This window comes from Peribacillus sp. NPDC060253, from assembly GCF_042727425.1.
Classification (GTDB): domain Bacteria; phylum Bacillota; class Bacilli; order Bacillales; family DSM-1321; genus Peribacillus.
On sequence record NZ_JBHXAS010000002.1, the window covers coordinates 111,765 to 125,646 of the forward strand.

Consider the following 13,882-nt stretch of genomic DNA (forward strand, 5'->3'; position numbering starts at 1 on the left):
CATTCCCCTCTATTTACGTGGTTTTTTATAAAAAGGTGTTTGTATGATAACGGCTTTCAATCGTTTGGAACGGATTTCCACTTCGACTTCGGCATCCAGTACCGAAAATTCCTTATCGATAAGTACCAATCCAACATTTTTCTTCAATGTTGGAGATTGGGTACCAGTGGTGACCTCGCCAATGACTTTGTCTCCGCTGTAAACCTTATAACCATGACGAGGAATGCCACGGTCAATCATTTCAATTCCTACAAGCTTGCGAGAAGTCCCGTTCTCCTTTTGCTCAGCAAGAACTGCTTTTCCGAAAAAGTCAGCTTCCTTATCCACTTTAACCGCAAAGCCAATCCCGGCCTCTATTGGGGTGATGTCCGCTGAAAGCTCCTGCCCATAAAGCGGCAGTTTTGCTTCAAAACGCAGGGTATCACGGGCACCTAAACCTATCGGTTGTATCCCCTCTTCCTTGCCAGCATCAAGAATTGCCTTCCAAAGGGCCGGGCCATTTTCACTGCGGCTATATATTTCAAAACCATCTTCACCCGTATATCCAGTACGGGATACCATCGTGGAGATACCATTTATCATGACATTTTCCTTGAACTTGAAAAATCCAATTTCACTTAAGGCAGTATTTTCTGATAGTTTTTGCAATATCTTTTCTGCAGATGGTCCTTGAAGTGCTAGCTGTGTATAGTCACTCGATACATTCGTAATTTGGACATCTTCCGAAAGATTAGCTTGCAGCCAATTGAAATCTTTTTCTGTATTCGCTGCATTGACTACTAGCAGGTAATCATCCTCAGCCCTTTTATAAACGATGAGATCGTCTACCGTGCCTCCGTTTTCATAACACATAGCCGTATATTGGGCACCACCCTGTTGCAGCTTTGATACATCATTGGTCATCATCTTCTGTAAAAAAGAAAGGCTTCCAGGACCCTTAACATCCACTTCCCCCATATGGGAAACATCGAATAAACCCGCTTTAGTACGTACGGCTTCATGTTCATCCTTGATACCCGAAAATTGGACAGGAAGTTCCCAGCCGCCAAAATCAATCGTTTTCCCTCCGCATTCACGATAAACCTCAAATAGTGGTGTTCTTTTTAAATTGGTCAAAAAATGACCCCCCTCGGATTTTTTAAAATTTAAATCGGCTTCAAAAAGCTTCTTGTCATACCCATCAGAAATCCTGAGTCATGATGTAAAAAAAGCACAAAAAAGGACAGAGAAAGCCCGTTTGAGCTTTTTCTCTGTCCTGAAACCTGAAAGTTTACCTATATAATAGGTTTTCCCCTTTGGTGGCCATCCCAATACGGGCGGCGCTCTCCAGAGTTGCGTCCAATAAGAGTTCTTTTGCCTGAGAGATTCACTGCTAAGTTTGCTCCTTCGGCGCTACATCCGTAGTCTCTCCCCTTATCTTCACCCGCATATAAATGTCTACCAATGAAAGCAAGTGAATCACTCCCAACCATTAGTAAAGCATCGGAAGCATTTAAAGACCCCACACTCCAAAAACTTTCCGGAACCAATTGAATGATCTCCTTCAGTTATCATGGATAAAGCAGGAGCCTATAGCTCATACTAAGAGCACGCGAACTGCAAAATCGAGATAAAACGATTCATTTTTAGCGTTTGTAAATTAGAATTTTCTAAATATACTTATATCCTACCCTAAGAAACTTATCTCTGCAATATCTTTTGAAGATAAATATTTTTCTTACTTTACATATGTAATGTTCGGATTTTGACCTTATATTAAGGAATTTATGATTTAAGAGGGAGTTATTTCTATGAAAATCAATATATCCTTCAATTCTGAATGGAATGACGAGTTTCTACAAAAGATTGAGAATGATGGTCCATGGGGAAATTGGGAGCTGTATAAGCTGGCTGTTCAAATGGAGGAAAATCTCATCATCCCAGATTTTGAAGGTTTACAGGCGCCCAAGCACCTTCCGCAGTTAACCCCGCTTCCCCACCAATTGGAAGCAGCAAAACAAGTAGTGGAAAAGATGAATGGCAAAGCCATATTAGCCGATGAGGTAGGGCTCGGAAAAACAATCGAGGCTGGCTTGATCCTAAAAGAGTATATGATTAGAGGCCTTGTAAAAAAAGTATTGATCCTTGTACCGGCCTCCCTTGTGACACAATGGGCTTTTGAATTGAATACCAAGTTTCATATTCCAGCAGTCGTTCAGCGAAAAAGTTATGTTTGGGACTCCTGCGATGTGGTCATTTCATCCATAGATACAGCGAAACGCGCTCCACATCGTGATATTATTTTCAATCAGGAATATGACTTCATCATTATTGACGAAGCTCACAAACTTAAAAATAATAAGACGAAGAATTATGAGTTCGTCCAAAATCTGAAAAAGAAATTTTGTTTGCTCCTGACAGCAACTCCGATTCAAAATAAAGTAGAAGAAATTTTTCATCTTGTTTCGTTATTGAAACCAGGACACTTGGGAAATGCCTCACTCTTTTCAGAAAAATATAAAGGGAAAGGAAGGAACATAATTGAAGATGAACACCTAAAGGAACTGGTCAACACTGTTATGATTCGAAATCGGCGGGCCGATACTGGTATTGAATGGACAAAAAGGCATGTGGAAACGATCACCATTGAATTTTCCCCAACTGAACAGGCCTTGTACGACGCCGTTTCCCAATTCAAGCCGATTTCGGATGGATCAAAAGGTAGCGCCTTTTCGGCTCTCACCCTCCAAAGGGAAGCATGCAGCAGCAGAGAGGCGGTTTTTTATACATTAAAGAATATGAAAGCTAAATACGAACAACCTTCGCCTGACTTTTTGGCAAAGCTTGATGATTTATTTACTAAAGTGAATGAAACGGTTCAGAATTCCAAGGCTGAAAAAGCCTTGGAACTGATCAAGAAAATTGATGACAAAGTGATTATCTTTACCGAATACCGGGCCACTCAGCTATATCTGCAATGGTATCTACAACAAAATGGAATTTCCTCAGTCCCTTTCCGAGGCGGTTTTAAGCGTGGAAAGAAAGACTGGATGCGAGAATTATTCCAAAAGAATATACAGGTACTAATTGCAACAGAAGCTGGCGGGGAAGGAATAAATCTTCAGTTTTGTCATCACTTGATTAATTTTGACCTGCCATGGAACCCCATGAGACTTGAGCAAAGAATTGGGCGGATTCATCGGCTTGGTCAGGAAGAAGATGTGATGATTTATAACTTTGCCACGAAAAATACAGTGGAAGAACATATTATGAAGTTACTTTACGAAAAAATTAATTTATTTGAAAAAGTAATTGGTGAATTGGATGATATCCTAACCAAACTGGATATTAGCAACATTGAAGAATATTTAATTGATGTGGTCGGTGAATCCAAGACAGAGGGCGAAATGAAAATCAAGATGGATAATTTTTCGTCGTTAATTCAATTCGCTCAATCGATGAAAGAAGGTGAGGTCCATGCAGCAACAGGAAATTCATGATTTTTTACTAACATACTTTAATGCCAATGATTGTGAAATACTAGAAAATACACCAGCCCACCTAACAGTCCAATTGACGATCGAAATGGATAAAGAATTAATGAACCGTCCCTTTTATTGGCACTATCTAGAAAAAACAGGTGGCATTCCGAATCCAGCCAAGATTACTTTCATTACCAATCCAGAACAAGCTCCACCAGATTTGAAGGGAGAAATGATTCATTTTGGATCTCCTCGCCTACATCAGATCATTCAATCAACAAAAAAGCTTGCAGGGTATACTCGGCTTTTTGAGAATACAACTCAATCAAAAGGTGGGAATAATCCATTGTACCCCTGGCTAACCATGAATGTGAAGATATCTTATCAATGCGATCGTAAAAAAGATACCTTTATGTCGATCGGATTGAATTTAATCTCAGGCGAGATCATGGAAGGTTTTCACCATCGGGTTTTACCGGTTAAGGTCACCCCAAAAATACCGGATTACTCCTATACACTTTCACCGCTAATCATGCCAAAGAGTGGATTGGCAAGACTGGATACATACATCAGAAGAAGTTTCGAAGGGGATGACCATTCTTGGGCGGAAGAAGCCATATTGCGCTGGCAGAATGACTTGAATTTATTGGAGCATTTTTACAAAGATATGGATGAAAAAAGTGACAGCTATTATACCGAAAAAGAGGCATTAAAAGCGCAATATGAACCGAACATTAGAATCTCCATCATTAACGGAGGATTATTTTACCTTTCAGATAGAGCGTTGGGATAGGTAAACGTTGCATAATAAAAAAAACAGATGTCCTAGGATCAGGACATCTGTTTTATTTTTTGATATTATTCCTTACGAACATCGACAAAGCGAAAGGGACAATGCCAAACCAATGGGATATACCATGATTTTTATCCTCTTTTCTATGTCGGCGCTTTTCTTTACGTTCTTTTTTAGTCAGATTGAAATATTCAACAAGCTGTTGAGTCAGATATTTAATATAAGCATTTGTAGACATATAACATCACCCTATGCAAAGTATGCCCGGTATACGCCACTTTTATCCCTCATGTGTTTCATAAACACATCCCTCACCCTTCAGGCTCTTTTAATATGAGTAAACTAAGACTGTTGGCCTAGAACATCACACAGCCTGTTTTTCTATCCATTCTATCACTCTCCCCACTTCTGTATCGTACTGAATGATGACCCTGCCCACTCGGTCATTTATAGTTGTGGAAGTAAATTCAATATAAACATAAGGTCCATCCTGTTTCGTCAAGGAATACCGCACCACACCATTTGGGTATGAAATCTCCCCTTGAGTGATCTTGGGGATTTCTCCTACCCACTCTGCTGTCACATCCTTTACGGCAAGATGGACAAGATGATCTGCCACCAACGATTCTTCCACTTCTTTATAAAATTTTTTATCGATGATAAATTGATCGATCATTAATATCGTGAACATGATAAAAACACTCGCTACAATCATGACCATCGGGAAAACGACTCCTTTTTGATTATTCATCGACTTTCTTCTCATTTCTAAGAAAAGGATGAAATCTTCGACTGAAAGTAGTCCCTGCTTTATCCGTTATATGGATAACAATGAAACTGCCATCCTTTTTTACCTGGAATTCCGAAATATTTTGCAAGATGACCTCATGTCCCATACCATTCACACGCCTGCGGACCATATCTTCATATTGCTCAATGGATGATAATTGTTCGCCCGATAGCAAATATAATTTATTTCCCATTACATCCTGAACTTTAGAACTCCTGACCTCCTGCTGCATTTGCATAGTAAAGACCTCCCACTCTTTAGGGTGCAATTTCTCGCTTGACCCAATCTGGGTGTGAATGATTGAAAAAAGCTGTAAGACAAATAGAGATGTCGTCATTAAAATCATTAAAGAAAAAAGCATTTCGATCATTGTAAAGCCATCATTTTTTCGCAGCATCACAAATGGATTCACTTTTACCTGATGCATCTTCATAACGTACACACCCTTCAATCATTCCCGGTAATTCCCCGTTGTCCTTCCAAATCAATACATACGATCTTTTTTGGATAATGATTTCCTGTTCAAGTGCTTGAATTTCCCCATCCACGAATGCCGTCAATCTTTCATATAGTAAATGATGGGCCTCTGTCCTTATGACAACATTTTCCCGATGTATCATTAACTCCTCAAGAATCGGTAAAATGGAAAGGATTAAGAAAATACAAACAGAAAAGGCTGCTATCAGCTCAAGGTAGACATATCCCTTACAATTTCTCAATCCTGAACCTCCCCTTACCGATATTGAGCACCAATTTGTAATTTCCTTTTGAAGTGTCAATCGTCAGCGTTCCGGCTTTTGAAGCATTTCCATATTGATTGAAATGAAAGCTAAACCCTAATGTGCCACTTAAAAAGTGTATATCCTTTGGAATCTTTCTCTCTAGAACGATTCCATCATAAAATGATGAAACGGTATAAATCTTGTTCGTATTATCAAAATGGAGGTAAACTAAGCTTTCATGGCTGATGGCATACTGTTGTGCATAGAAAAGGTCGTCATGCAATTGAGAAAGAAAAAGCCTATTTTCCATTCCTTTCGTGAAGCTAGGATATAAATTGGGACTGATGGAAATCAGAAGTACAAAAATGAAGAGGACAATAAGGGTTTCGGTCAGGGTATACCCCCCATTGGAATGCTGTACATTCGCGTTTCTCCTACTGAACAACCGTAATCTTTCCTTTGTTATCCAAACTAATATCATCTCCATTTGGACAGGAAGTCTGTTTAAGATACCCTTGACTTTCCAATTCATCGATATTTATAGGCAGTTTTCCATTGTCAATCTCATATGCTTGCACCTGGGCTTGAGCCATCTTCACGAATGCTTCACATCCTCTAGAGTGGATCGTCGATTGATTCTTTGTGATATTGGGGATTGTAATAATTAGAAGAATGGATATGACAAGCAAAACAATAAGCATCTCAATTAGTGTAAAACCTTTTTCATTCATCACTTTCTTCATATCTCCCTACCCATGAAACCATCAGGTTCCAGATGGTTTCATGAGCAGATTCACCTCCAGAATTCATTAATAACTATATACCTTCTAGCAGAGAGAACATCGGCAGCAAAACAGCTAAATAAATGGAAACGATCAAAAGACCTATCAAAGAAAACATAAGAGGCTGGATGGTTTTCAAAATTGCATTCATTCTCTCTTCAATTCTCTCCAGCAAAAAACGACTGTAATGAAGCAGCTCCGCATCAAGTCTGCCATATTTTTGGCCATTTGCAGCTACAACTGGTAAATTCGCATCAAAATAAGGGAGCTCCCGAAAGATCATTTCGAGCGATCTTCCCTCGGTAAGATCATCCTTAATGATCGAGCATAGTTTTTGATAAAAAGGCTGCTGCTGGTTTTTAGAGAACAATTTAATGCTCTCGTTAATGGATAGCCCTCCGGAAAGTAAACCACTTAATTGGCTTGCAAAAAAATACGTTTCATATAACTTGATGAAGGTCCCTGATATCGGAATGCTCATTAAAATCCTTCTCTGTCTTAATGGGCATAATCCGTTAAACCAAAATCGTTTGAGTACATACATGAATAGGAGCAATCCGAGCAAAATGAAGGGGATAACAGGGAGAATGAACGAAGAAGCTGACAATATTTTGAGGAAGATATTCTGATCAACATCCATCGTGAAAAAAATGGTCTGAAATTCAGGAAGGAGGACACTCTGCAGAATATAAAACACGATACTTATAAAAAACATCAAAAACAAGGGATACACCATTAACTTTTTTACTTTTTCCATATCTTCCGTTCTTTTCTTCCAATATCGCCCTCCTTCTTTCAACGCCCGATCCAGGTCGCCATATTGCTCTCCATAAAAAATATAACTTACAAGTTGTGGATGAAAATAAAGATGGGTCAATACTTGATGCAACGGATATCCGTTCCTTAAATCCTGTATAGCCTTAGTGAAATCCGCCGCTTTCTTCTTTGATTCCTGAAACTCGAGAAAATGTAAAGCATCTGCCAAGGGATAGCCATGACTCAATAATTCCCCTAACTTCGAAATAAAGACTGCTTGTTCTTTTATCTTCCATTTACTCTTTAGCTTCATGGTATACCAACCGTTCAAATTCATGTGAATCCACATAGCCCAATACAACCGCTTTTCCTATTTCATCCTTTAATTGACGGTAGTCTATTGAAGTCTTTCTTTTTCCCCCCAACATCTGGAGAACCTCAGCCAAGCTTTTTCCATATAGCAATTCATACACACTAGCCCTTTTATTCCTTACAGTCATCTGGCAAGCTCGCGCACAGTCACCTTTACAGGGAACACATCTCAACTCAACCAGCCGTTGTGCTGTCACGCCAATCAAACTCTGTTCTATCTCTAGCATGCTGACACCGAATTCAAGTAACCTGGAGATGGCTCCTCGTGCATCCCTAGTATGCATGGTCGTAAGGATCAAATGACCGGTCAATGCGGCACGCACTGCAATTTTCGCCGTTTCGGAATCCCTGATTTCCCCAACCATAATCACATCGGGATCATGCCTTAGCACTGCTTTTAATCCGACAGAATACGTAATGCCCGCCTTTTCATTGATTTGGACTTGCAGAACCTTTTCGGATACATTTTCAATGGGATCTTCAAGTGTAATGATATTTCGATTGATCAACTCATGCGCATGATGAAGGAGGGAATATAGTGTCGTGGTTTTCCCACTACCAGTTAGTCGTGTTTTTGGGTAGAACTAAAAAAAAAAATAAAAAAGACCTTAAGCAGATATGCCTAAAGTCTTTAAAATCTTTGCTGTATTTAAGATTGCCTGTTCAGACGGTTTATTGATTACTGTAACATTTATAGTAACTGGTTTCTTTTTCTTAGTTGTTGTCTTCCCCATTTTTAGCACCTCAGTTTATGATTGTTAGAGGTTGTCTAAATGCCTCTACAATTACGTACTTGCAAATGACGAACAAAATAGGACATTTTTATGTAGGCAAAAATTCTTTTAAAGCCAAAACTTCATTAGGGAATTTATGGTACTATAGTTTTAGTCGAGAATATAGAAATTAAAATTAACACCTAAGGGATTTTAAGAAAATATAATGAAAAGATTTATTCTAGTGCATACCTATCAGATAAATACTTATTAGTGAGACTTAAGGGGGAAAAGCAATGGCACTAAGACGACCTGTTGCAGTTAATAATCTTGAAAAACCAGTAATTATTTTTAAAAATGGAACAGAATTAAATGAATTTCCTTCTATTCAAACAGTTTCAAAATGGTTAAAAAATTATACAGGTTATGAATACATACCATATAAGCAAGTAGAAAGCGGAATATTTTTTGGTGAAACTTGGACATATAATGGGGATACCTATGCTTCCACTACTGATGAAAATGTTAGAATAGCTAAATTAAAAGAGTTAGGTATAGAAACAGAAAATAAAAATGAACATAAAGTTGAACCTACAGGTTTTTGGACATTTTTCTGTAATCCAAAAAAGTGGGCTATTGATGACTTCTTAGCCTCAAATAAAGTTGAAGATACATTTTCTATAACTAGTTGGCAAAAAGACTGGTTTAAAGAAGGACAATTAGGTGTTATTAGAGTTGGTCACGATTATAGAAATAAGGAACAACTAAACGGTAAGCCAAAGCTAAAGCGTGGAATTTATGCAGTAGTGGAAGTTACTGGTGAACCGATTTATTCAGCAGAAAGAGACGAACATTATTATGAAGAAAGCGATCAAGAAAATTACCGAGTACCTGTTAGATATATAAGAAACTTACTGAATAGTCCTGTATTACTTGAAGATTTAAATTTAGAAGATCGTGAATACGATAAGTACTTAGTTGAAGGTTTTCAAGCGTCTTCAATGCCGCTAAACCCACAAACATTAAAGAAGATTTCTATACTTGTTGATAGTCCAAAAAATATTAACACTCTCGCTATAAAAGTAGGAAAGGAATACTCTAGAAAAGATGTTTATAGTGTTTTCAATGTACCCGAAGAAAAACAAGGTGGTATTTGGAACACTGGTTACACTACCTTTAATAAGGACATCTTTATATTTGCCAATATTAACTCTGCTGGACGAACTGGTCATGATTATGACAATAAATTTATTGGTGATGATTTTCAGTGGTTTGGTAAAAACCATCATTCTTTGGCAACACCAACAATTCAAGCTATGTTAAATCCGAGTGGAAACATTTATATATTTACACGTGAGGACAGTAGTGACCCTAACTTTGTGTATCAAGGAAATGGTAGAGTAAAAGAATATGAGGATACTAAACCAGTGAAAATTATATGGGAATTTAGTGATGAAAACGAAGAATATCCTAATAAAATCACTGAGGAAGTAGATAACCCAGCAAAATACACAGAAGGGGCTACCAAACAAATATCTGTTAACGTTTATGAACGTAACCCAGTAGCCAGAAGGAAATGTATTGAACACTATGGGTATAGTTGTGTAATTTGTGATTTTAATTTTGAAAGGACATATGGTGAATTAGGTAAAGACTTTATTCATGTTCACCACCTTAAAGAATTACATACTATCGGTGAAGAATATGAAGTTGACCCTATTGCTGATTTAAGACCTGTATGTCCTAATTGCCATGCTATGCTACACAAAAGAAAGCCTGCTTATTCCATTAAGGAATTAAAAAGCTTTTAACATTAAAGTAACCAGTCTTAAATAAAGATCAATTACCCAATAAAACCACCAGCTATAATGGCTAGTGGTTTTATTTTTATTTACCGTGACAATATTTATATTTTATTCCACTTTCACATGGACATGATTCATTTCTGCCAATTTTTCTATTAGGTAACTCTATAGGTGTATGTACCTCTAAAGCTGGTGCAAATTGTTTGTATGGCTGTTCTACATAAATTTGTTGATTTATTTCTGTTTTAGGATTGATTTCTATATGTGGATTGATTTCTATGCTTCCACCAGTTAACCCATTTAGAATAGAACCAATTGCAGTTAGGTAAACACCTAATTCTTTAGCATTTTGAGGAAGGTATTTTGCTAAAAATGATAGTTTTGGAACTTCTTTTTCTATTTCTTCTTTAACTGCTTGAGGTGTTGCATCTTCTTTACTAGCATTTTGAATTATAGTGTAAAACTTTTGAAGGTCTTTAACAGTTGTTTCAGTCGCTTGTAAGACTTCAATAGCATTACTATAGAAATTGAAAACACCATCAGGGATTCTAGCCCAGTGTTTACACTTAGGGCATCTAGCCTTATTACCCGTCATTGTTACGTTTATAGTGCTTTCAAAATCCATTCCTGACGGAAAAATATTATCACAATTATCACAAAAAGCAGGTACTTGAACCATAACAACACTTCCTTTTATTTGATAATACAATTATATCATCCATTGGATAAATATAGTAACTTTATATTACTAAAGTTCCACTAGTAATTCCGTTAGATCCCTTCCACTTACATACAATATTTACCATAAAATATTTTTAAACTGATAGCTATATTTTACAACCACCAGACAGGGGGGATTGAGGGGGTCGCCCCACCCATGTACCCCTTCTCTGTTTAGCCATGCCTTGCGGTACGGTTGACCTCTTTATTTAGTATTGATCTACCACCATTCATTCACTTCTCTTCTATTGTTTGTTTCATTGTTCCTCATTCGTTCTTTGACCTTGTCTTGTCGCTTGCATCATGGTGTTGTCTTGCCTTGTCCTTGCCTCACTGGTGGCGGTGTGAGGTGTTTTCTATCCCTTGCTATGTCTCACTTCCTTGCGTTGGTATCGTACTGTATGGGCTATGCGTGGGCGTGTGGTGGGTACTTATACAACACTATTGATTGTAGCCCACCATTCGTTCCTGTGGTACTTACTTTTTCTTCTTTTGGGTATAACGACGAATAGCTTTAGAAGCATGAAACGAAACTTTGGAGATATTGATTACATGAATAAACGCCTGTAAATATTTTAATAAATCTTCCATTATTATCGCTTTAACTCCAATCTTAGTCATTTTGTTTTTCAATATTTAATATAGGACTTCGTCAGAATTTTTTGTAAGTCTATAAAGGTACACCTTTATTGATGGTTGAAAAACAGCCAAAATAACATCTATTAAGTGGTGAAAATAAACCTTTATAAACGCCTATAAACTAATTGACCTTTCTGGACGCTTTGTGTATATTAAGACTATCAAATAAAGATACGGTGGTTTTAATCAATGGGGATCAATTTCGGCTATGTACGTGTATCAACTAAAGAACAGAACTTAGATAGACAGCTAGAAGCGTTAAAATCCTATGTAACGGACGAGAAATACATATTCAGTGATAAGGCAAGCGGAAAGGATATGGAACGTGAGGGCTTTCAGAACATGCTTAAAGCTATGAGGGAAGGCGATACCCTTTATATTAAATCTATTGACCGTCTAGGGCGTAATAAGGAACTGATTAAGGGTTACTTGAACCAGTTTAAAGAAGAAGGTATCAGAGTTAAGATTATTGACCTTCCTACCTCTATGCAAGACGTACCTGAGGGACAAGAATGGGCTATAGATATGATTAACAACATCATTATAGAGGTTTATACTGCAATGGCTGAACAGGAAAGAGTGAATATCCAACAGCGTCAGAAAGAAGGAATAGCAGTTGCTAAAGCTAAAGGAAAGCATTTAGGACGACCAGTTTTAGAACTTCCTAAAGAGTGGGGCAAGTTGTACAAGGAATGGAAGGCTGGAAAGATTACAGCAGTGGCATTTATGGACGCTATTGAAATGAAGAAGGCAACATTCTATAAAAAGGTGAAAGAATATGAGACGACACTATAAAAGGTGTTAGCCTTTTTTATTATTTGTGCATTGGTGTTATTGAAATAGGGTATAAAGCCTTGTCCTGACTAGCTTTTGTGTAAAAAAAATATATCTGAATGCACATGTATGAACAGAAATGAAGCGATATTTCACCCAAAAAAAAGCACCCAAAATAGGTGCTATTCCTTGTCGCTTTCCTTGTCTCTATTTAAGAATATCCATTCAGCGTTACTACCGTTAGTGTTTTGAATACCGTAATAAAATAAATTCCATTTTTTTACACCGTGTGAGTCTTTTACAACAGTTTCATTTTTTTTATTTTTCCTACTAGACCTTTTAAAAAGAAGTTTCTCACCTGCTTGGGTTTGGTACTTAACTTTGATTTCCGAAATGTAGTATTCATAGTTCAATTTATCTATTTGATCAGTAGGTATATACACTTCTTCGTCTTTTTTTATTATAGGTAAAGAACAAACTAAGTACCATTTTTCTTTTTCTTTAGTACTTCTCATTTCAACCTTAAGCCAACCACTTGTGATGATACTTTCTCCAAGAGGGCTTATTTTAAGATAATTGAGTGTATTATTTGAGTCATACTTTCTCTGTTTAATCTGATCGTTTATTTCTTCTTCTAAACTTTTATGTTCTTTTGGAATTATCAACTTTGTTCCATTCTTAAGATTAGGTAAATTTTCTAATCTATACTTAGCCACTAGTTCATCAACATCAAGAAAAGTTCGATACTTTAATTTCCTATCCTTATAACTTCCTAACCTACCTAAGTAGAAGGTTATAAAAGGTACCAACAATGCAGCGGGTAAAATTCTCCAAAAAGCTTCAATCATAGTTAAGTCTGTCATAATTATCCTCTCTCTTTCATCTTACCAATTCGACAAAATGATCCATTTCCCTTCACAACAAATCGAATAATCTTTAATTTTACTACATTTACAATTAAAGGTATTTTAAGTATACTAGGAATTGCAATACCATCGAGAAGGGGTTTCGTATTTAGTCCGCTAGGGCTTCTATAAATCGAAAATCCTACCCTTTCTAAAGGGTGAAACCCAATGGAAATTAAATTCTCTTTTGAGATGAAGATTTCAAGTAAGGTTATTGAACTGGCAACAGCTTTAATTAGCCTTGCGGTAACATTGCTTAGCCTCTAGGGGTTAGGCTTTTTTACTTTTTTGACGACCATTATTTAAAAATCCCTATAGGGTGTGACTAATAACTATAATAAAGCCTTATATAGCAAGGTGGTTAATCCCTAAATTAACCTTGTGACTTTAACCACCTAAAAAGCCAGTAATAGTAAGGATTAACGGTTTTTAATAATCACAGTTTTAATAATCCCTAAATCAGTGATTAACAAAAGATAACCATTACCACCATCCACCAATAAAATCACTCAGCGTCAATCAGGTTAATCCCTAAATTTGTGACTTTTAAGAAACCCAGTCATATCAAGGGTTCTAGCATTTGTAAGAAATTCCTTTTAAAAACTACCTGTAAAGCGGTGCTGTTTAGCACACATATAATTAAGAAATAC

At 37.1% G+C, this 13,882-nt stretch carries 14 protein-coding genes, 1 pseudogene and 2 riboswitches; of the genes and pseudogenes, 4 read left to right on the top strand and 11 right to left on the bottom strand.

Annotated elements, in window-relative coordinates; translation table 11 throughout:
* Nucleotides 1-9 precede the first annotated feature (9 nt).
* Nucleotides 10-1,116, bottom strand: a complete 1,107-nt coding sequence (gene gcvT, locus ACFWE9_RS01290) for a glycine cleavage system aminomethyltransferase GcvT (RefSeq protein ID WP_230156762.1) — start codon at nucleotides 1,114-1,116, stop codon at nucleotides 10-12.
* Nucleotides 1,117-1,248: 132 nt separating this feature from the next.
* A riboswitch (glycine riboswitch) is annotated at nucleotides 1,249-1,332 on the bottom strand.
* Between the two features lie 3 nt (nucleotides 1,333-1,335).
* Nucleotides 1,336-1,423, bottom strand: a riboswitch (glycine riboswitch).
* 367 nt (nucleotides 1,424-1,790) lie between these two features.
* Here gcvT and ACFWE9_RS01295 point away from each other — a divergent pair.
* Together ACFWE9_RS01295 and ACFWE9_RS01300 are read left to right on the top strand one after the other, a co-directional pair.
* On the top strand, nucleotides 1,791-3,479 hold the full coding sequence (locus tag ACFWE9_RS01295) for a DEAD/DEAH box helicase (RefSeq protein WP_230156760.1): 1,689 nt from the start codon (nucleotides 1,791-1,793) through the stop codon (nucleotides 3,477-3,479).
* On the top strand, nucleotides 3,457-4,254 hold the full coding sequence (locus ACFWE9_RS01300) for a YqhG family protein (RefSeq protein ID WP_230156758.1): 798 nt from the start codon (nucleotides 3,457-3,459) through the stop codon (nucleotides 4,252-4,254). The genes ACFWE9_RS01295 and ACFWE9_RS01300 overlap by 23 nt, the downstream gene beginning before the upstream one ends.
* A 52-nt stretch (nucleotides 4,255-4,306) precedes the next feature.
* On the opposite strand, the gene ACFWE9_RS01305 is transcribed toward ACFWE9_RS01300, so the two are convergent.
* From ACFWE9_RS01305 to ACFWE9_RS01340, 8 genes and pseudogenes are all read right to left on the bottom strand, one after another.
* Nucleotides 4,307-4,492 carry a YqzE family protein gene (locus ACFWE9_RS01305; protein WP_230156756.1) on the bottom strand — a complete coding sequence of 62 codons (186 nt, stop codon included), beginning with the start codon at nucleotides 4,490-4,492 and terminating at the stop codon, nucleotides 4,307-4,309.
* A gap of 126 nt (nucleotides 4,493-4,618) precedes the next feature.
* A complete protein-coding gene (gene comGG, locus ACFWE9_RS01310) occupies nucleotides 4,619-5,005 on the bottom strand; it encodes a competence type IV pilus minor pilin ComGG (RefSeq protein WP_230156754.1) in 387 nt (128 codons plus the stop codon).
* A complete protein-coding gene (gene comGF / locus ACFWE9_RS01315; protein WP_230156752.1) occupies nucleotides 4,998-5,477 on the bottom strand; it encodes a competence type IV pilus minor pilin ComGF in 480 nt (159 codons plus the stop codon). Before comGF ends, comGG begins: the two co-directional genes overlap by 8 nt.
* Complete coding sequence (locus ACFWE9_RS01320) at nucleotides 5,425-5,763, bottom strand: hypothetical protein (protein ID WP_230156751.1); 339 nt, start codon at nucleotides 5,761-5,763, stop codon at nucleotides 5,425-5,427. Before ACFWE9_RS01320 ends, comGF begins: the two co-directional genes overlap by 53 nt.
* Nucleotides 5,750-6,211, bottom strand: coding sequence for a competence type IV pilus minor pilin ComGD (gene comGD, locus ACFWE9_RS01325; RefSeq protein ID WP_230156750.1), 462 nt, complete (start codon nucleotides 6,209-6,211; stop codon nucleotides 5,750-5,752). Before comGD ends, ACFWE9_RS01320 begins: the two co-directional genes overlap by 14 nt.
* The gene (gene comGC, locus ACFWE9_RS01330; RefSeq protein WP_290370539.1) at nucleotides 6,201-6,509 is read right to left on the bottom strand and encodes a competence type IV pilus major pilin ComGC; all 309 of its coding nucleotides are present in this window, start codon (nucleotides 6,507-6,509) and stop codon (nucleotides 6,201-6,203) included. Before comGC ends, comGD begins: the two co-directional genes overlap by 11 nt.
* Nucleotides 6,510-6,582: 73 nt before the next feature.
* Nucleotides 6,583-7,641, bottom strand: coding sequence for a competence type IV pilus assembly protein ComGB (gene comGB, locus ACFWE9_RS01335; RefSeq protein ID WP_377355328.1), 1,059 nt, complete (start codon nucleotides 7,639-7,641; stop codon nucleotides 6,583-6,585).
* Nucleotides 7,601-8,227: pseudogene (locus ACFWE9_RS01340) on the bottom strand (ATPase, T2SS/T4P/T4SS family); the annotation flags it as partial. The pseudogene ACFWE9_RS01340 and the gene comGB, both read right to left, overlap by 41 nt.
* A gap of 458 nt (nucleotides 8,228-8,685) precedes the next feature.
* Between ACFWE9_RS01340 and ACFWE9_RS01345 the strand changes: the two are divergent.
* On the top strand, nucleotides 8,686-10,200 hold the full coding sequence (locus ACFWE9_RS01345) for a DUF3427 domain-containing protein (protein WP_377355329.1): 1,515 nt from the start codon (nucleotides 8,686-8,688) through the stop codon (nucleotides 10,198-10,200).
* Nucleotides 10,201-10,276: 76 nt separating this feature from the next.
* Here ACFWE9_RS01345 and ACFWE9_RS01350 read toward each other — a convergent pair whose 3' ends face one another.
* The gene (locus ACFWE9_RS01350; protein WP_377355330.1) at nucleotides 10,277-10,873 is read right to left on the bottom strand and encodes an SEC-C metal-binding domain-containing protein; all 597 of its coding nucleotides are present in this window, start codon (nucleotides 10,871-10,873) and stop codon (nucleotides 10,277-10,279) included.
* Nucleotides 10,874-11,742: 869 nt separating this feature from the next.
* Here ACFWE9_RS01350 and ACFWE9_RS01355 point away from each other — a divergent pair.
* A complete protein-coding gene (locus ACFWE9_RS01355; protein WP_377355331.1) occupies nucleotides 11,743-12,348 on the top strand; it encodes a recombinase family protein in 606 nt (201 codons plus the stop codon).
* Nucleotides 12,349-12,509: 161 nt separating this feature from the next.
* On the opposite strand, the gene ACFWE9_RS01360 is transcribed toward ACFWE9_RS01355, so the two are convergent.
* Nucleotides 12,510-13,190 (bottom strand): hypothetical protein, encoded by a 681-nt coding sequence (locus ACFWE9_RS01360; RefSeq protein ID WP_377355332.1) that lies wholly within the window; start codon nucleotides 13,188-13,190, stop codon nucleotides 12,510-12,512.
* Between the last annotated feature and the right edge of the window lie 692 nt (nucleotides 13,191-13,882).